We start from the raw sequence: 17,216 nt of genomic DNA on the forward strand, positions 1-17,216 counted from the left end.
ACGGCGCCGGTAGGTGATGGTCCAGGCAGGCGTGCAGGAAACGGGCCAGGTCGCCGTCGTCGCGGGTGTGGGTCGTCTCGTCCAGTAGCAGGGACTGCAGCAGCCGCACCATGTGCTCGGCGAGCGCGNCGCGCTCCGGCTCCGCGAGGTCGAGCCTGATCGGCAGCCGGTCGAGAACGGCGAGGGTGAGCCGCGGCGCGTCCGCGGTGGTGATGAGCGCGTCCCCCCGACCCGGCTGGGCGATGAACGACAGGCTCGGGTTGGTGGGCAGCACCCGCACGCAGTGCAGCATCAGCCGGACGAGGCCGTCCCGGGGATCGTCGACCCCGGCGAGGCTCGCCCGCATGCTGGCGACCAGCGCATCCACGCCCCGCTCGGCGACGGCCTCGAACAGCAGCCGCCGGCTCGGGAAATAGCGGTAGACGGTCTGGCGGGTCACGCCGAGCCGCCGGGCCACCTTCGCCAGGTCGGCGCCGGTGCCGTCCGCCTCGATGCACGCTCTGGCCGCGTCGACGATCCGGGCGACCGCCTCTTCGTCCGTGGCCGGCGGATCTCCGGCCCAGCCACCTGTCCGCACTCCGCACAGCGTAGGGAAGGTCGCGAACGGCGGTGGCCGGCTCAGTCAGCGGTGGGCAGCAGCTCGAATTCCTGGCACGCGTCCTCCTCGACCGGCGGTCAGGCGCGGATCAGCGCCCGGGCGTTGCCGCCCATCACCAGGCGGATCTCGGCGTCGTCGAAACCGGCCGCCGCCAGGTCCTTCACGAACGCCAGCGGGTCCGCCAGACCCTCGACATGCGGCCAGTCCGACCCCAGCAGGATCCGCTCCGTGCCGATCAGCTCCCGCAGCCCGGCGAGGTCGCTCTCGTGGAACGGCGCCACCCAGACGTGGCGGCGGAACGTCTCCCGCGGGTCCTCCGCCCAGGCTCCCGGATTCTGCGCGAACGACTTCTTCAGTGACCGGAACAGCGGCGACACCCAGTCCGAACCGGTTTCGATCGCCGCGAACCGCAGGCCCGGGTGCCGACTCAGCGTGCCCTGCGCAAGCAGTGCCGCGAAGGTGTCCGCCACACCCGACGGTGACAGCAGGGTGCGCAGCGGGGTCATCCGGAACGCCTCCGTCTCCCCGCTCTCACTCCACCAGCTGACCAGTTCCTGGTAGACGTCGTCACCGCCGTGGTAGGCGCAGACCACCCCAGACTCCGCCGCCAGCGCCCAGAACTCGTCGAACATCCGGTCCGCCGGTGACTTCAGGCCCCGCTCGGTCAGCACCGGGCCGGCCCGCATCACCAGGACCCGGACGCCGCGCTCCAGCGCCCAGCGCAGCTCGGCGACGGCCGCCGCCGGGTCGGACAGCGAGAGGTAGGGCGCGGCGAAGATCCTGCCCCGGTAGGCGAAGCCCCAGTCCTCGTCCAGCCACCGGTTGAAGGCGCGGAACGCCGCCCGGGCGGCGGGCAGGTCGTCCTTCAGCGCCCGCTCCATCCCGACTCCCAGCGTCGGGAAGAAGAACGCGCCGTCCAGGCCGAGCTCGTCCATCACCCGCAGCCGGGCGTCCCGGTCGCGGTACTCCGGCCGCGGCGGCTCCAGCTCGCCGAACAGCTCCGCGACGGGGCCGCCGGCCTCGCCGCGGAAGTACTGCTCCAGTGCCCCCGGCCGGGCGAGCGCGGAGAAGGTCGGGTTGGGCAGGAACCGGTTCACCCGCCCGCCGACCAGGAGCCTCGTCCGCCCGCCGACCTCGGCCCACTGCATGCAGCGCCGGGCGAACTCGGGCTCGATGTGCCGGGTGAACGCGTCCAGCGCCTCGTAGTAGTGGTTGTCCGCGTCGAAGGCCCGCAGCCCGTCCAGCGCCATGTGAGCACCTCTCCCGCGCCATGGTGGATGTCGACGGATGGTGGATGTCGACGGACCGCGGCTCCGGGAGGCGGCAGGAACTAGAACCGCGTTTCAGTACGGGACGAATCTAGAACCGCGTTTCAGAACGGTCAAGGTCGGCGGGCGGGACGGCGGCGGGCGGAACGTCGCCGTAGGGGCCGAGGACGAGCCGGACGACCTCCTCGACCTGCCGGGTCAGGTCAGCGAACGTGATCCGCCCCATGGTCCAGGCGGTCAGGCCGGTGCCGAGGGTGGCGTTGATGGCCACCGTCGCCGGGCGGACCACCTCCGGCGGCACCCNGGCCATCAGCGCCGCCAGGGTCGCGCTGTTGTCCTCCCGCAGCCCGGCGAGCTCCGCGCTGGCGAACGGGTCGGTGGAGACCTCGACGTAGGACACCAGCCGGGCGAAGTTGGGATGGCGCTGGAACGCCCGCAGCTCCCTGTCCAGGAAGGACAGCACGCGGCCGCAGGCGCCACCGGAGGCCGCCGGGCCCGGGCGGCCCGCCCGACTGCCCGCCGCACCCTGACTGCCCGCGGCCTCCCGGGCGACCTGTGGGCGGACCCGGTCGGTCAGGCGGCGCTGCCAGTCCGCCCAGGCCGCGGCCAGCAGGTGGTCCTTGGAGGAGAAGTAGCGGTAGGCCGTGCCCAGGGCGACCCCGGAACGCTCGGCGACGTCCCGCATCTGCAGCCGGTCCGGTCCGGTCTGGTCCATCAGCTCGATCACGGCGTCTGTCAGCCGGCGCCGACGCGCCAGCTGCGCCGAGGTCATCGTGTTGATCGGCTGCGGCGGGATCTCCTCTTTCGCCACGATCACACGCTACTCGCGGCACCGGCACCGCCGGGTTCCGGAACGACCGCGGGTGGCCGCGGGTGGCCGCGGGTGGGACCGGTGCCGCCGACAGGAGGAACATGGCGGGGTGGACCCGATGCCTCCTGCCCGGGCGGCGGCGCGCATGCTCGCCGCGGAGCCGGGCGCGGGACCCGGCGCGGCCGAGGCACTGCGCGCGGCGGGTACGGGTCGCGGCACGCCGGTGGCGGTCGTGGCCGTCGCCGGGGTCGGTGTCGCGCTGGCGGTCGGGGACGTCACCTGGGCCCGGTCGGAGGACCCGACCGCCGTCCTGGCGGAGGTGGAGTCGGCGCTCGCGCCCAGGTGGGTGTGGTGGTCGGTACACGGCCCCGGATCCCCGCTCACCGCGGCGGCCGGTCCCCGGCGGCAGTCCCCCGCCGTGTGCTGGGATCTCGCCGCGGTCCACCGGTTTCTGCACGGCGGTGGCCGGGATGACCCGGGCGCCGTCTGGGCCGGTGCGCGCGGGCTGCCCGTGCCGCCGCCGCCACCGCGCCCCCGCCGCGACGGTCAGCTGGACCTGCTCGCCGGTCTCGACGACCCGTCCGGCTCCGCTGACCCGTCCGGCCCGCACGACCGGCGGCATCCGCACGTCCCGCACGACCCGCAGCGCCCGGGCGGCGGGCCGGTGGACGATCCCATCGGACCGGACGGCCACCTCCGGCCGGCCTGGGTGGAGGAGACCCTGCGCGGAGTCGCGCCGGGCGGCCCGGCCCGCCGGCTGGCGCGTGCGGCCCAGCTCGCGCGGCTCGCGCTCACCGTGCTGGCGGCGCAGGAGCGGGCGCTGCGGGCGCTGCCCGATCCCCGCGCCCGCCCGGGTGGGCTTCCGCTCGCCGTGCTGACCGCTCGGGCCGAATCGGCGGCGGAGCTGCTCGCCCACGAGTTGCGCCGGCACGGCCTGCCGGTGGACCGGCACACCGCCGAGGCCACCATCGCCGGGTTCGTCGGGCCGCGGCAGCGCGACGAGGCGGGCGCGGCGGCCGCCCGGCGGGCCCGAGACGCCCCGGTGCTGCGCCACCTCGGGCCGTCCGTCGACCTGCGCAGCCCGCTGTCCGTGCGGGCCGGGCTCGCCGCCGTCGGCATCGACGTGCCGGACACGCGGTCGTGGCGGCTGACCCGGCTACGCGGGGCGCATCCGGTGATCGAACCGCTGCTGGCGTGGCGGCGGGCCGAGCGGATAGCGACCACATACGGATACCGCTGGCTTGACGAGCACGTCGGCGCCGACGGGCGGCTGCGCGGCGAGTGGCGCGGGTGTGACGGCGGGGCCGGCCGGATGACCGCCGACGCCGGGCTGCACAACCTGCCGGCCGACCTGCGGGTGGCGGTGATCGCCGAGCCCGGGTTCCGGTTCGTCCGGGCGGATCTCGGCCAGATCGAGCCGCGGGTGCTGGCGGTTGTCTCCGGCGATCCGGAACTGATCAGGGCGACCCGCCAGGACGACCTGTACGCACCGGTCGCGGCCCGCCTCGGGGTCGACCGGCCGACGGCCAAGGTCGCGGTGCTCGCCGCGATGTACGGGCAGACCTCGGGGGCGGCGGGGCAGGCACTGCGGCAGATGCGGCAGACCTATCCGGTCGCGCTGGCCTACCTGGACGCGGCCGAGAGCGCCGGACGCGCGGCGGCCCGTGGTGGGTCACCCGCTCCGGGCTCTCCCGAGGCGCCCGGCAGGTTCCCCGATCCGGACCTGCGCACGTTCGGCGGCCGGCGGATACCGCTGCGGACCACCCCCGGCCCGACCGGCGGCCCAGGTGCCCACCGCGGCACGGCGGAACAGCGCGGCACGGCGGAACAGCGCGGCACGGCGGAACAGCGCGGCACGGCGGAGCCGGACGGTGCCGACGGCCCGGATCCCGGCCGGGCCGCCGCCTGGGGGCGGTTCGCCCGCAACGCCGTCGTCCAGGGCGCCGCCGCCGAGTTGTTCAAGGCCTGGGCGGTGACCGTGCGTCAGCTGCTCGTGCCGCTGGGCGGAGAGGTCGTGCTCTGCCTGCATGACGAACTGCTGCTGCACGTTCCCGCGGCCACGGCGGCGGAAGCCGTCGCCGTGACGCGGCGGAGCCTGGACTCGACCGCCGCCTACTGGGCGGCCGGCAGCGACGTCCGCTTCGTCGTCGACGTCGCCGTCGTCGAACGGTGGTCCGACGCGAAGGGCTGAGGCAACCGGGCGAGCCAGGCGAGGGCAGCCGCCGGATCCGCCACCACTGCCGCGCCGGCGGGCAGCGGCGGCCGGTCCACGACGACGACCGGCAGGCCCAGTTCGCGGGCGGCGGTCAGCTTCGCCGCGGTCAGGTCACCGCCGCTGTCCTTCGTCACGACGACGTCCACCCGGTGCCGGCGCAGCAGCGCCGTCTCGCCCGCCACGGTGAACGGGCCCCGGTCGAGCAGGATCTCGATCCGGGCGGGCAGCGGGGGCGGCGGCGGCTCGACGGAGCGCAGCAGGAACCAGTGCCGCTCCAGCCCGGCGAAGGCCGCGGCCCCCGAACCGCCCGTCGCCAGGAACACCCGTTCGCCGAGGCCTGCCAGCGCCCGTGCCGCGGCGGTCGGCGATGCCACCCGGCGCCACCTGTCACCCTCGGCCGCCACCCACCCCGGGCGGCGCACGACCAGCAGCGGCACTCCGGTGGCGGCGCAGCTCGCGAACGCCGACGCGGTGATCGCCGCGGCGAACGGATGGGTCGCGTCGATCACCGCCGCGATCCCGGCGGAACGCAGGTAGTCGGTCAGGCCGCCGCGGCCGCCGAACCCGCCGGACCGGACCCGGACCCGGGCGTCCGCGGGCAGCGCGGGCGCCCTCACCCGGCCCGCGAGCGAGTAGACCACCTCGGCTGCGGGCAGGTCCGACAGGCGTCCGGCGAGGCGGCGGGCCTCCGCCGTTCCGCCGAGCAGCAGCAGCCTGCGGACGCTGGAACCCACCGGATCACCCTGCCTGGTCCGGGATGGGGTTGCCGCACACGGACGGCTCCTGGACGTCGAAACCCGCACCGGCCTGGTCGACGCGCACGAAGGTGAGGCAGCGCGCCGCCTGGCCGAAGCCCTTCGTCAGGTCGACGGGCGCCGGCAGCAGGCCCGCGCCGTCGTAGTCCGGGATCGACCGCAGGGCACTGAGCAGGTTCTCCCTGGTCGGGCACGGCCCGGCGGCATCCAGCCCCCGCAGGAGGAGATCGGTGGTGATGTAGGACTCGATGGCCGCCTGCGCGTCCGGCGGGTCGAGTTCCGGAGAGTACCGGGCGAGCGCGTCGAGATAGGTGCGCTGGGCGGCGGTCTCCGCCTCGAACGGCAGGTAGGCGACGTAGAAGTAGGCGCCGCTCATCGCCGTCCCACGGCGGGCCAGCAACTCGTGGCCGTAGCCGCTGACCCCGAGCCCGACCTTGAGCGCGGCGCCCGCGGCCATCGCCCCGGAGTAGGCGTCGACGAAGTCGTCACCGGTTATCGGGGCGAACATGCCGTCCGCGCCGCTCTTCGCGATCTGGCGTCCCACGGTCGCCGGGGTGGTGGCGCCGGGTGAGTAGTCGATGTTCGCCACCACCTCGATGCCGGCGTACTGCAGGATCTTTCTGATCCGGCCCGCGCCGACCTGGGAGGCCACCGACGTGGAACTCGTGATGATCACGGCGCGTTCGACGCCCCTTGACCTGGCGAACTGCCCCATGGTGTCAAAAACGACGGTGGACGGCAGTCGGTTGAGATAGCTCACCATGTTGTCGTTGGTCGTCCAGGCCTCCTCCATCGCGAGGCCGGCGATCGGCACGCCGGCCGCGTGCAGGTATTCGGCCGACCCGGTGGCCACGCTCGTCGCGCTGAGCAGCGCGAAGACCTCGTCCTTCTCGACCAGCGCCTTCGCCGCGACCAGGTTCTGGTCCAGATTCGACGCGTCATCCCTCAGCTGGTACACGATCTGCCGGCCGCGGACCCCGCCTTTGTCGTTCTCGGCACGGATACGCGCGTCAATTCCCGCCCGGGCGCCGATGACCTGGTCCGCGGCGCCCCCGGTGTCGGACAGCAGCAGACCGAGCCGCACGGTGTCATCGGTGACTCCCGGCGCGGCCGCGCAGGCGGTGGATGACCCGGTATCCGTTGCCGCGGGCGAACATCCGACGGCGGCCGCGGCGAGCACGGCCGCGCTCACCGCGGGCGCAAGCCACCGCCCGGGCGGGCGGCGGCCCCGGCGTGGCCGTTCACGCCCAGGGTAATTGCTCGGGTCTGCAGTTGAGGTATTTTCCCGGGCCACATCCGCTCCTCAAGATTCACTCCCGCAGTCGGCCCCCGCCTGCCCGCTGAAGGACAAGGATTCGCAGCGAGGGCGCGGTACGTCAACCAGTTCGCGGAAGGATCTGGGCGAAGACCCGCAGGCGGCGTATTGATCCAGGTGGAGGGGGGCGGATCCACAGCTGCCCGGTCCCGGAGAGGCCGGCCGGCGCGACCGGAAACGTCACCGGAAGGCGTGACGCAGAGATATCGGCCGGCCGCGAACCAGAATGGCGAGCACCACCAGAGTCACCGGGTGAACACGGGAATTCCGCCTCGTCGCCCCGGACCGCGGGTGAGCCGGATGTCANGCGGTGGCGCCGGCGGCGACGAGCCCACCCCGGCGGTCAGCCCACCCGGGCGAGATAGCCGACGGCGAGCGCGACGGCCAGAATTCCCAGCAGAAGCCGGAGGGCGTGCTCGGGAACGCGGGACTGCAGGTGGGCGCCCAGGTAGCCACCTCCGAGGCCGCCCAGGCCGCTGGCCACTCCCACCGCCCAGTGGGGGCCGATGCTGCCGGGAGTCGTGAGGGCGAGCACCGCGTAGGTGGCAGCCCCGACGACGGAGGTCGCGAAGGTCGCGGCGAGCGCGGCCGGGGCGACGGTGGGTACCGGCAGGCCACGAGCCACGAGCAGCGGGCTGAGAATCGAACCACCGCCGATGCCGTAGACCCCACCCACGAGGCCCACGGCGAGGGCCAGCGTGGTGACCCGCCCCGGCCGGAGAGCAGGGGCACTTTCGGGTAGGTCCCCGGGCCCTCGCCTGGGCGGCCGGACCGTGCGCCACAGCAGCCAGCAGCCCAGCGGCAGCAGGAACAGCGCGAGGAGCAGCCGGAACAGGCGGGCGCCCGGCACCAGGTGCACGCGAATGATCGCGCCGACCACCACCCCCGGCAGCGTTCCCAGCACGAGCCGGCGGGCCAGCGGGCCGGCGAACAGCCGGCGCTGCCGGTAGCGGGCGAGCGCGCCCGGGGTGGCCACCACGTTGAACAGCAGGTTCGTCGGGGTGATCGCCGGATTCGGGGTGTGCAGGACGTCGAGCTGCACTGGAAGCAGGAACACCGCCCCGGAGACGCCGACCGGCGTGGTGATCGCGGCCAGGACGAAACCGGCGAGGCACGCGAGCAGGACCGCCGTCACAGACGACCATCCGCGAAGCGCCCGGGCACCCCGGCGCCGGCGAGCGGTCCACGAGACGATGGGGGTATGCGCAACGTTGGCGAATCGGCGCTCGGCGACCTGATCGCCGGGCGCCTCGGCGCGCGGGCCGAGCGTGCGGACCGGCCGGTGACGGTGGTGGCGGCGGGCAACTTCGCCTCCCCCCTCGTCGCGCTCGGCGCCCTCGACCGAGCGGTGGAACAGTATCGACTGTTCGTCCTGAACCCGCAGGCCGGCCTGCCGGACCGGCCGGGGGTGACGCCGGTGACACCGTTCGTCGGCCCGGGGATGCGGCGCCGGCCGACCCTGGAGTACCTGCCCAGCCGCCTCAGTCTGGTCCCGCGGCTGTTCGCCGGCGAGTACTGCCCGGATGTCGTCGTGCTGCACACCAGCCGGCCGGTCGGCGGGCTGGTGTCGATGGGGACCGAGGTCAACATCCTGCCCGCCGCCGTCGAGGCCGCCCGGGCGGCCGGCGGGCTGGTGGTGGCCCAGACCAACGCCCAGATGCCCTACACCTTCGGCGACGGCGAGCTCGACGTCGCCTCCGTGGACCTGGCCGTCGACGTCGACGTGCCGCTCGCCTCCCCCGTCCCGCGGCCACCCGGTGAGGTCCACCGCGAGATCGGCCTGCGGGTCGCGGCGCTCGTGCCCGACGGCGCCGCCCTGCAGCTGGGCATCGGCACCGTCCCCGACGCGACGCTCGCGGCGCTCACCGGCCGGCGCGGCCTGCGGCTGTGGACGGAGACCTTCGCCGACGGCGTCCTGGCCCTGGAGCTGGCCGGGACGCTCGACCGGCAGGCCCACCTGGTCAGCAGTTTCGTCTTCGGCTCAAGCGAGCTCTATACCTGGCTCGACCGCAACGAGCGGGTCCGGCTGCTGCGCACGGAGACCGTCAACGACCCGGCCGTCATCGCCCGCCAGCCGCTGATGACGTCGATCAACACCGCCCTGCAGGTCGACCTGCACGCGCAGGCCAACGCCTCCTACGTACGCGGAGCGGTCTGGTCGGGTTTCGGCGGCCAGCCCGACTTCGTCTCCGGGGCGCTGCACGCCGCCGGCGGGCGCGCGATCATCGCACTGCCGAGCTGGCACGCCAAGAGCGACCGGTCGACAGTCCTGCCCGCGCTGACCGAACCGACGACCAGCTTCCAGCACAGCCACATCGTGAGCGAGCAGGGCACGGCCACGATCTGGGGCAACAGCGCCGGGCGCCAGGCGGACGAACTCATCCGCCACGTCGCCCACCCGGCGGTCCGCGCCGAGCTGGCCGAAGCCGCTGGACGCACCGCGGCAGCGGCCGGCTGAGAGCCGACTGAGGGCCGGCTAACGGCCGGCTAACGGCCGGACAGCCGTTCGACGACCGCGGCCAGCGACTCGGGGGCGGCGCCGAGCGGTGCCGAGAAGCAGCTGATCCCGAGCTCGTCACGGACTCGCAGCAGCCGCGCGCAGACCTCGTCGAGGGTGCCGACGAGCACCATCGGCGAGTCGCGCAGCTCCTCCCGCGCCGGGACGGCCCCGCCCGCGCCGCCCCGCTGGCGGGCGAACTCCTGGTAGAAGCGCTCGAACCCGGCCTCGGCGTCGTCGGTGATGGTCACGTTCAGCAGCTGGGCACCCAGCTCGATGTACTCGAAGCGCTCCCCGGCGGCGGCCCGAACCCAGTCGATCTTCTCCAGGTAGGTCCCGGCACCGAACGGATCGACTTCGGGCGCCGCGCCGTCCCGCACGATCCGCGGCATGATCTGCACAATGTCGGCCTGCCGGCCGGCGACCGACAGCAGCCGGCGCCCGCCCCCGCCGATCATGATCGGCGGGTGTGGCCGCTGCCGCGGGCGCGGCCGGCCCCGCAGCCCGTCAAGGGTGAAGTGCCGTCCGGAGAAACTGAACGGCTCCCCCTGGAACAGGCCCTTCAGGATGATGACGACTTCCTCCAGCCGTTCGATCCGGGTCGCCGCGGCGTCGAATCGCAGCCCGGCCTGTTCGTACTCCTGGCGCATCCACCCCGCCCCGATGCCGATCTGCAGGCGCCCCTCGGACAGCACGTCCAGGGTGGCCAGTTCCTTGGCCAGTACCGCGGGATGGCGGAAGTCCTGGTTGAGGACCGTCTGGGTGATCCGCAGACTGCTGGTGGCGTCGGCCACCGCCTGCAGGGCGATCAGCGGGGCGAACGGGATCATGAAATGGTCGGCGAGCGTGAAGGCCGAGTATCCGAGCCGCTCGATCCGCCGGGCGGCCTCCCGCAGCGCGGCCAGGTCCGGCGTCCGGTCCGGGCCGGCGATGAAGCGGATGCGCCGGGCGGCCGCCGGGGCCGTCACGCCGGGCCGGGCCGGGCGCCGTCAGCCGGATCCGCGCCCACACCCGCGGCCTCGGAATGCCGCGCCAGCAGCCTGGCGCGGACCTCGTCCGGGGTGTAGGCGCGGCGGGCCCGCTCGGACCGGGCGAGGGCGGCCCCACCGGCCGCCACCCCGACCACACCCGCCAGCCCCAGCGCCTTCCACCAGCGGCCCCGGCCGGCCCAGCCGGCCCCACCCCCCCGGCCGGCACCACCCGTCAGCGGCCCGAAGGCCGTCCGCCAGCTCGTCATGGCGCACTCCAGCTCGTCATGGGGCCAAGGCTACGGAGACCGCCACCGCCTACGCTGGGCGGATGGCCGGCCGTTTCCTCACCCTCGACCAGGCGGTGGAACTCACCCGCACCGGCGACGTGTGGATCTTCCGAGGGCGCAGTGCCATGGACCGCGCCATCCAGATGACCACGAACAGCCCCGTCAACCATGTCGGGATGGCCGTCGTCCTGGATGACCTGCCGCCGCTGATGTGGCACGCGGAGCTCGGCCGGTCGCTGCGCGACGTCTGGTCCGGCAGCCATCACCGCGGGGTCCAGCTGCACGATCTGCGGGAGGCGGTCGTGGCCTGGGGCAACCGCTACGGCCAGCGGGCCTGGCTGCGTCAGCTCGACCCGACCGTCGACCGCGAGGCCGAGGACGCCGTCCTGCGCACCATCGCCCGCCTCGACGGCACCCCCTTCCCGTCGACGGCCCGCCTGGCGAGCCGTTGGCTGGCCGGACGAGTGCCCGTCCCCCGCGGATCCCGGCCGGCACCGCGGTTGCGGCCGTTCCGGCGGGCCGGGAGGGACCGGCCGCCGGGCGAGACGCGCGGGACGGCCGCGGCCGCGAGCACGGAGCGGACACCCGCCGGTCTGGAGTCCGCCTACTGCGCCGAGGTCGTCGCCGTCACCTATGAGGCGATGGGGCTGCTGCCGCCGGGACGCCGGCCGAACTGGTATGACCCGGGCCGGTTCTGGAGCGGCGACGACCTGCCGCTGACCGCCGGCCACCGGCTCGGGGCCGAGATCGCCGTCGAGATCCCCGCCGCCGGGGCGGCGGGGATCTCGACGGCGGATCATCGGTCGATCACTTGAAGGTGGTCAGGGTGGGCTCGGTCCACTTGTCGTCCTCGGGCGGCCAGCAGACGAACGGCTTGTCCTTCGTGCCACCGACCACCTGGAACTTGCCGTCCTTCACCTGGGCCAGCGCCCGGCACACCTGCTTGTAGCCGTGGGCCACCGGGTCCTCGGGGGTCGGCAGCTCGTGCTGGCGTGACCAGTCGACCGGGAAGATCAGGCCACCCGCCGTGAAGGCGGTCAGCTTGTTGGTCGCGGCGATCACGGACTCCCGGGTGGGGTTCTTCCCCGCGTCGAGCAGGCCCTGGTAGGCCAGGTTGGCGGTGATCCACCCGTACATCGACAACTCGTCGGGCTCGCCGTCCTGCTTGGCGATCCACTCCTTGTAGGTCGTCATCGCGGTGTCGCCGGCGTCGGCCTCGAAGGGGCGGAAGCCGACACTCATGTAGTCGCCTTCGAAAAGCCCGTCGGCCTCCGCGACGAACGGCTGGTTGTAGGTGTTCAGGTGGTACAGNGGCGTGTCCTCCAGGCCCTGCCGCCGTAGCTCCTGGGCCAGGGTCTTCATGCCGTTGAGGTCCAGGCAGCTGAGGATCATCTCGACCNCCGCCTTCTTCATCGCCGTGACCTCGGGGCCGATGCCGTTGGACAGGCCGAACGCCAGCGAGTCGTTCTTGTAGACGACCTCCTGGCCGGTGTCGCCCTTGTACTTGTCGACGGTGTTGGCGATCTGGCTGACGCACTGCTTGGAGTTGTCCGTGACGCCATAGCCGAGGGCGGCGAGCTTCTTGGCCCCGGCGAGCCTGGCGACGTAGGGGAACGTGCGGTCCACGCATTCCAGGCACGGCGGCGCCGAGTTGCCGAAGATCTCCTTGTGGCCCGCCATCTCCGTCGGGTGGATCGCCCAGCCGTACAGCGGGATGCCGGCCTTGGCCAGGTCGGACCACCCCGTCGCCAGCTGGGTCGCGCTGAGCGTGGCGAAGGTGTCGTTCGCGGAGATGATCTCCTTGGCCCGCTGCTGGTTCTGACCCAGCTGGTCGTCGATCTCCTTGCTCACGACCAGCTTCCGGCCGTGGACTCCGCCCTCACTGTTCCGATAGTCGAAGTACGCCTTCACCCCGCGGGCGTAGCACTCCAGCAGGCAGGTGCCGAGCGGGTTGTTGGTCTGCGTGCCGAGGATGGTGAAGCGGACCTCGGTGGCGGTGACGCCCGGCGCGCTGCCGGCACCCCCGCCCGAACCACCGCCGTCGCCGTCCTTCTCGCCGGAGGAGTTCGAACATCCCGCGGCCACGAGGGCAAGCACCACGAGCAGCACGGACAAGGCGCGCACGCGCCCGTGACGGAAGTTCATCGATAGGTATTCCTTCGCATTTCTGCGCTCGGCCCGGCGACGGCGGAGCAGACGGAGCTCGGGGGACGGACCGGCCACGGGCACGGTGGAATTTCAGGGCACGCGACGGCTCGCCAGGTTGGCACGGGACGCCCGAGAACGCCCATACCTGTCGCGATCCACCCGCCTATCAGACCCTCCACCTGCGTCGATTGTCAATGTCGACGTCAATGTAGGGAAGTTGTGCCCACGGCACCGATCATCCGGCCGCGCCGGGATCCGTCACCCGGCCGGGATCCGCTCTCCGGCCGGCAACCGCCTTCCCGGCCGGGTCGGTCTCGCCCGCGGGCGCGAGCCGGGCCCGGGCCGAAGCGAGGATGCGACGAACTGTGGGCGGTGTCACGAACAGCGCCTCGGCGATCTCTCGTTCCCCGGCCCCGGCCGCCTGCCGGGCCAGAATGTCCCGCTCCGTCGCGGTCAGCTGGCCTGGCGGCGGCCTGTCGGCCAGCGGCCGGCCCGCCGCCGCCAACCGCTCACCGGCCCGCCGGTACAGCCCGACCGCGCCGCACCGCCAGGCCAGCTCCGCCGCCTGCGCCCACCTGGGAACGGCCTCGTCCGGCGGGCTCACCTCGGCCAGCGCGTACAGTGCGCGCGCATGTTCCAGCCGGGACCGCCCCGGCGCGAGCAGGGCCTCGGCCTCCGCCAGCTCAGCGGCCCCACGGGCGGCGTCGTGATGGGCAGGTTCGCCACCCGCCTCGGCCGCCGCCCGGAGCCGGGCCTCGCCGAGCAGGCGCAACGCCCGGCCCACCGCGGGGGCCGCGCCCCACACCCGGGCCAGTTCCAGCTCGGTCTCCAGCAGCGCGATCGCCTCGCCGTGCCGCCCCAGCCCGGTCAGCGCCTCCGCGCGCAACGAGCGCCACTGACGCCATACCGGGTTACGGACCGGCGACATCACCGCCCGGACCTCGTCCAGGCTGTCGAGGGCCTCGCCGTGCCGCCCCTGGGCGCACAGCAGCCCGGCGCGCATCTCGCCGTGGATCCGGCTGCCCTCGGGTGACCGGGGCTTGTCTCGTACCTGTTCCAACAGCGCCTGGGCCTGGTCCAGGTCGCCCATGTCGACCAGCACCCCGATCGCGTAGGTGTCGCTGTAGCCCGCGCCGAACGCCACCCCCCAGGTCAGCGACTGGTCGCTGGCAAGCTGGAGGATCTGGTAGGTCTCACGCAGGTCGCCGTGCCCCCACCGGGCGTAGGCCCGCCAGAGGTTGGCGCAGAGCACGCCGAACACCGAACCGAGCTGCTGAACGTGGGAGAGGCCGTCCGCCCACAACGGGTCGGTGTCCTCGTCGGCGCAGTGCAGCACGACCCCCGCCACCGCCCACAGCAGGCCGACGTCCACCCGGGTCAGCACGCCGCCGGCGCTGGCGAACCGGGCGAGCTCCACCGCCCGGGCCCGGTCCTGCCCGTCGATCAGCAGCTCCCAGGCCAGCGCGGCGGCCAGCATCCGCGCACCCGGGCCGTCGCCGCGCACCTCCGGTTCGGGCGCACGCCGCCAGGCGGCCGGGTCGATGTCGTGCATGTAGCCGCCGATGCGGGCGAGTCCGAGCAGGCCCTGCCGCTCGTCGTCCAGCTCGGCCGGCAACTCGTCGGCGACCTGGAAGCCGAACCGGGTCGCCTCGCCCGGCGTGCCCGCGAACACCAGTGCCCGGGTCAGCATCTGCGCAACCCGGGCCCGCCGCGGCCCGGCCTCCAGCGCCTCGTACGCCTCCGCCAGATGGGTGACGGCCGCCACCCCGTCGCTGAGCACCGCCACCTCGCCCAGCTCCAGCAGAACCTGGGCGCGCAGTTCCGGCCCGGGCTGTTCGCGCAGCGCCCGGACCAGGTAGGCGGCGGCCGCGTCGGGGGTGCCGCGCCCGGTGGCCCGTGCCGCCGCCTGGCGCAGCACCCCGACCACCCAGGGGTCGCCCCGGTGCGGGGCCTGGAGCAGATGGGCGGCGATCTGCTCGGGCGCCGCCCCGGACTGGTGCAGCGCCCGGGCCGCCCGGTCGTGGTGGAGCTGGCGCTCCCCCGGCGGCAGGTCACGGTAGACGGCGTCCGCGACCAGCGGGTGGACGAACCCGAGCGGATAGTCGTCCCGCAGTACCTCGGCCCGCGCCAGCGCACCGACCGCGGCGGCCGTCGCCGCGTCCGACAGCCCGGCCAGGGCCGCGACGGTGGGGAGCACCGCCCCGCTGCCCAGCACCGCGATCCAGCGGGCGACGGCGGTGCTCTCCCGCGGCATGCGGGCCAGCCGCATCAGCACGAGGCTGGAGACGGCGCGTGCCCCGATCGCCGCCACCGTGTCGGTATGCGCGCTGTCCGGCGGCACGCCCTCGGTCTGCAACGCCCGCAGCAGCTGCCGGAGGTAGAGCGGGTTTCCCGCCGTCGCCTCGTGGCAGGCCGCTACGAAGCCGTCCTCGGCGCCGGCCCCGAGCCGGCCACGGACCAGATCGGCCACCCCGCGGCGATCCAGCGGCGCCGGCCGGATCCAGACCGTCCCGGGGTCGTGGGTGAGCTCGGCCAGCAACGCCTCGTCGTCGCTGGTCTCACCGGTCCGCAGCGTCGCGACGATCAGCACGGGCATGTCCTCGGTCCGCCGACCCAGATAGGACAGGAAGCGCAGGGAGGAGCTGTCGCACCACTGCAGGTCGTCGACGGCGAGCATGATCGGGCCGTCGGCGGTCAGGCGCACCGTCAGCCAGTACAGCCCATGCAGCACCGCCAGCGACCCGTCCCCGGCCTGCGCGGCGGCCTGGTGGGCCACCGCCTGCTGCCCCGCCCCGCCGGACCCGGGAAACGGGCCGGGCCGCGAGGCCGGGCCAGGCGGGCCGTCGGCGGCCAGACCGACGTCGAACACCGTCGCGGCCTGTGCGGCGGGGCCGGCCAACACCCCCTGGCCGGGCGCGGCCGCGGCGGCCTCCGCCTCGAACAGCTGGCGAACGGCACCGAAGCCGTACTCACGTTCCAGCTGGCTCCCCCGGGCGGTGAAGACCCGGAACCCTTCCGCGCCCGCGCGCCTGCGGACCTCGGTCAGCAGCCGGCTCTTCCCGATCCCGGCCGGGCCCTCGATGATCACCAGCCGGGCCTGCCCGTCGGCGGCATCGGCAACGCACGCGGCCAGTTCGGCGACCTCCCGGTCACGGCCGACCAGGAGGTCACCGGCCGGCTGCGGCCGGGGCGCCGCCCGCTGCGCCCGGCCAGGCTGGTGTGCCAGGCCCGGCTGGTGCGATGGGACGGGCGCGGGTGACAGGCCGGGCACAGAAGACGGGGCGGGCACAGAAGACGGGGCGGGCACAGGTGACGGGGCGGGCGGCGCGGCGAGGGCCGTCGGCTCCGGCGCCGGAGCCGAGGGTGCCTGGAGGGCCGGGGACTGGCGCAGCACCTCGGCCTCCAACGCCCGCAGCGCGGGCCCCGGATCGATACCGAGTTCGGCCGCGAGAATGCCGCGGGCCCGGCGCAGCGCCGACAGTGCGTCGGCCTGCCGCTGGGAGCGGTACAGCGCCAGGACCAGCAGCCGCCAGCGTTCCTCCCGCAACGGCTGCGCCGTGACCAGCGCCTCGATCTCGGGCACGACGACCGCGGTCTCGCCGCGGCCGAGCCGCGCCTCGAGCAGCTGCTCGCGGGCGACCTCCCGCAGCTCGGTCAGCCGCGCCACCTCCGGCCGGGCCCAGGCCTCGTCCTGGTACTCGGCGAAGGCCGGCCCGCGCCACAGGCCCAGCGCCGTGGTGAGCTCGCTGACCCGCGTCCGTGGATCCACCCCGGCTGCGCGGCGCACCAGTTCCTCGAACCGCCAGGCGTCGACGGCGTCGGGCGCCACCCGCAGCGCGTAGCCGGACCCCATCCGGACGATGACCGAGCCGCGGGAGCGCGCCGCCCGTTCGGGCTCCAGGGCACGCCGCAGGTGCGACACGTACGACTGGAGCGCACCGTGCGGTCCAGCCGGCGGACTGTCCCCCCAGAGCTGGTCGATCAGCTGGTCGGCGGCGACGGTGTCGCCGCGGGCGAGGACCAGCAGGCCCAGCACGGCCCGCTGGCGGCGGCCGCCGAGGTCGAGCGCGGCGCCACGACGGGTCACCGTCAGATCACCCAGCACGTTGATCAGCGGGAGGTCGGCCTGCCCGCCCGCCGGGCCGGGCTCCTCCCCGGGCGCGGACACACTCCCGGGCGCGGACGTGCCCGCCGGCTCACCGGTGCCCGGTCCGACGCGGCCTGGACCACCCCGCACAGCTCTCCCCCCAAGGCGCCGGCGCGATCGGCGCCGGGGCGAATGTACGACACCAGGGCGGCGGTTCGCGCGGTCGTGGGCGGTATCCGCCACTTCACCCCCTTGCTCTCCGCC

Annotated in this window: 10 protein-coding genes and 5 pseudogenes; 3 read left to right on the top strand and 12 right to left on the bottom strand. The window is 74.4% G+C overall.

The annotated features are described in order from the left end of the window. Positions 1 to 129 precede the first annotated feature (129 nt). From UG55_RS46690 to UG55_RS32900, 3 genes and pseudogenes are all read right to left on the bottom strand, one after another. A pseudogene (locus UG55_RS46690) lies at positions 130 to 577 on the bottom strand (TetR/AcrR family transcriptional regulator); the annotation flags it as partial. A gap of 98 nt (positions 578 to 675) precedes the next feature. Beyond that, the gene (locus UG55_RS06010) at positions 676 to 1,848 is read right to left on the bottom strand and encodes an amidohydrolase family protein (RefSeq protein ID WP_066063933.1); all 1,173 of its coding nucleotides are present in this window, start codon (positions 1,846 to 1,848) and stop codon (positions 676 to 678) included. 322 nt (positions 1,849 to 2,170) lie between these two features. After that, positions 2,171 to 2,638, bottom strand: a pseudogene (locus UG55_RS32900) (TetR family transcriptional regulator); the annotation flags it as partial. Positions 2,639 to 2,795: 157 nt separating this feature from the next. Between UG55_RS32900 and UG55_RS06020 the strand changes: the two are divergent. Further along, the gene (locus UG55_RS06020) at positions 2,796 to 4,868 is read left to right on the top strand and encodes a DNA polymerase (RefSeq protein WP_242423793.1); all 2,073 of its coding nucleotides are present in this window, start codon (positions 2,796 to 2,798) and stop codon (positions 4,866 to 4,868) included. On the opposite strand, the gene UG55_RS06025 is transcribed toward UG55_RS06020, so the two are convergent. From UG55_RS06025 to UG55_RS06035, 3 genes are all read right to left on the bottom strand, one after another. Further along, positions 4,790 to 5,626 carry a cobalt-precorrin-6A reductase gene (locus UG55_RS06025; protein ID WP_242423794.1) on the bottom strand — a complete coding sequence of 279 codons (837 nt, stop codon included), beginning with the start codon at positions 5,624 to 5,626 and terminating at the stop codon, positions 4,790 to 4,792. The genes UG55_RS06020 and UG55_RS06025 overlap by 79 nt on opposite strands. Before the next feature lie 4 nt (positions 5,627 to 5,630). After that, a complete protein-coding gene (locus UG55_RS06030) occupies positions 5,631 to 6,839 on the bottom strand; it encodes an ABC transporter substrate-binding protein (RefSeq protein WP_066063936.1) in 1,209 nt (402 codons plus the stop codon). Between the two features lie 466 nt (positions 6,840 to 7,305). Then, positions 7,306 to 8,097 carry a sulfite exporter TauE/SafE family protein gene (locus UG55_RS06035; protein WP_066063939.1) on the bottom strand — a complete coding sequence of 264 codons (792 nt, stop codon included), beginning with the start codon at positions 8,095 to 8,097 and terminating at the stop codon, positions 7,306 to 7,308. Positions 8,098 to 8,163: 66 nt separating this feature from the next. Here UG55_RS06035 and UG55_RS06040 point away from each other — a divergent pair, with 66 nt between their 5' ends. Beyond that, positions 8,164 to 9,420, top strand: coding sequence for an acetyl-CoA hydrolase/transferase C-terminal domain-containing protein (locus UG55_RS06040; RefSeq protein ID WP_066063943.1), 1,257 nt, complete (start codon positions 8,164 to 8,166; stop codon positions 9,418 to 9,420). Between the two features lie 29 nt (positions 9,421 to 9,449). Here UG55_RS06040 and UG55_RS06045 read toward each other — a convergent pair whose 3' ends face one another. Together UG55_RS06045 and UG55_RS06050 are read right to left on the bottom strand one after the other, a co-directional pair. Further along, positions 9,450 to 10,427, bottom strand: coding sequence for a TIGR03621 family F420-dependent LLM class oxidoreductase (locus tag UG55_RS06045; protein ID WP_066063946.1), 978 nt, complete (start codon positions 10,425 to 10,427; stop codon positions 9,450 to 9,452). Beyond that, a complete protein-coding gene (locus UG55_RS06050) occupies positions 10,424 to 10,696 on the bottom strand; it encodes a hypothetical protein (RefSeq protein WP_083986450.1) in 273 nt (90 codons plus the stop codon). Before UG55_RS06050 ends, UG55_RS06045 begins: the two co-directional genes overlap by 4 nt. 62 nt (positions 10,697 to 10,758) lie before the next feature. Here UG55_RS06050 and UG55_RS06055 point away from each other — a divergent pair, with 62 nt between their 5' ends. Next, a complete protein-coding gene (locus UG55_RS06055; RefSeq protein ID WP_066063949.1) occupies positions 10,759 to 11,532 on the top strand; it encodes a hypothetical protein in 774 nt (257 codons plus the stop codon). Here the strand turns inward: UG55_RS06055 and UG55_RS32905 are convergent. The 4 genes and pseudogenes from UG55_RS32905 to UG55_RS06065 all read right to left on the bottom strand — a co-directional run. Beyond that, positions 11,525 to 12,028: pseudogene (locus UG55_RS32905) on the bottom strand (ABC transporter substrate-binding protein); the annotation flags it as partial. The gene UG55_RS06055 and the pseudogene UG55_RS32905 overlap by 8 nt on opposite strands. Position 12,029: 1 nt before the next feature. Then, positions 12,030 to 12,116, bottom strand: a pseudogene (locus UG55_RS32910) (hypothetical protein); the annotation flags it as partial. 1 nt (position 12,117) lies between these two features. After that, positions 12,118 to 12,862: pseudogene (locus UG55_RS32915) on the bottom strand (ABC transporter substrate-binding protein); the annotation flags it as partial. 238 nt (positions 12,863 to 13,100) lie between these two features. Then, positions 13,101 to 17,102, bottom strand: coding sequence for a BTAD domain-containing putative transcriptional regulator (locus UG55_RS06065; protein ID WP_083986451.1), 4,002 nt, complete (start codon positions 17,100 to 17,102; stop codon positions 13,101 to 13,103). Positions 17,103 to 17,216: the final 114 nt, after the last annotated feature.

Origin of the sequence: Frankia sp. EI5c (assembly GCF_001636565.1) — a bacterium.
In the GTDB taxonomy this organism is placed as follows: domain Bacteria; phylum Actinomycetota; class Actinomycetes; order Frankiales; family Frankiaceae; genus Parafrankia.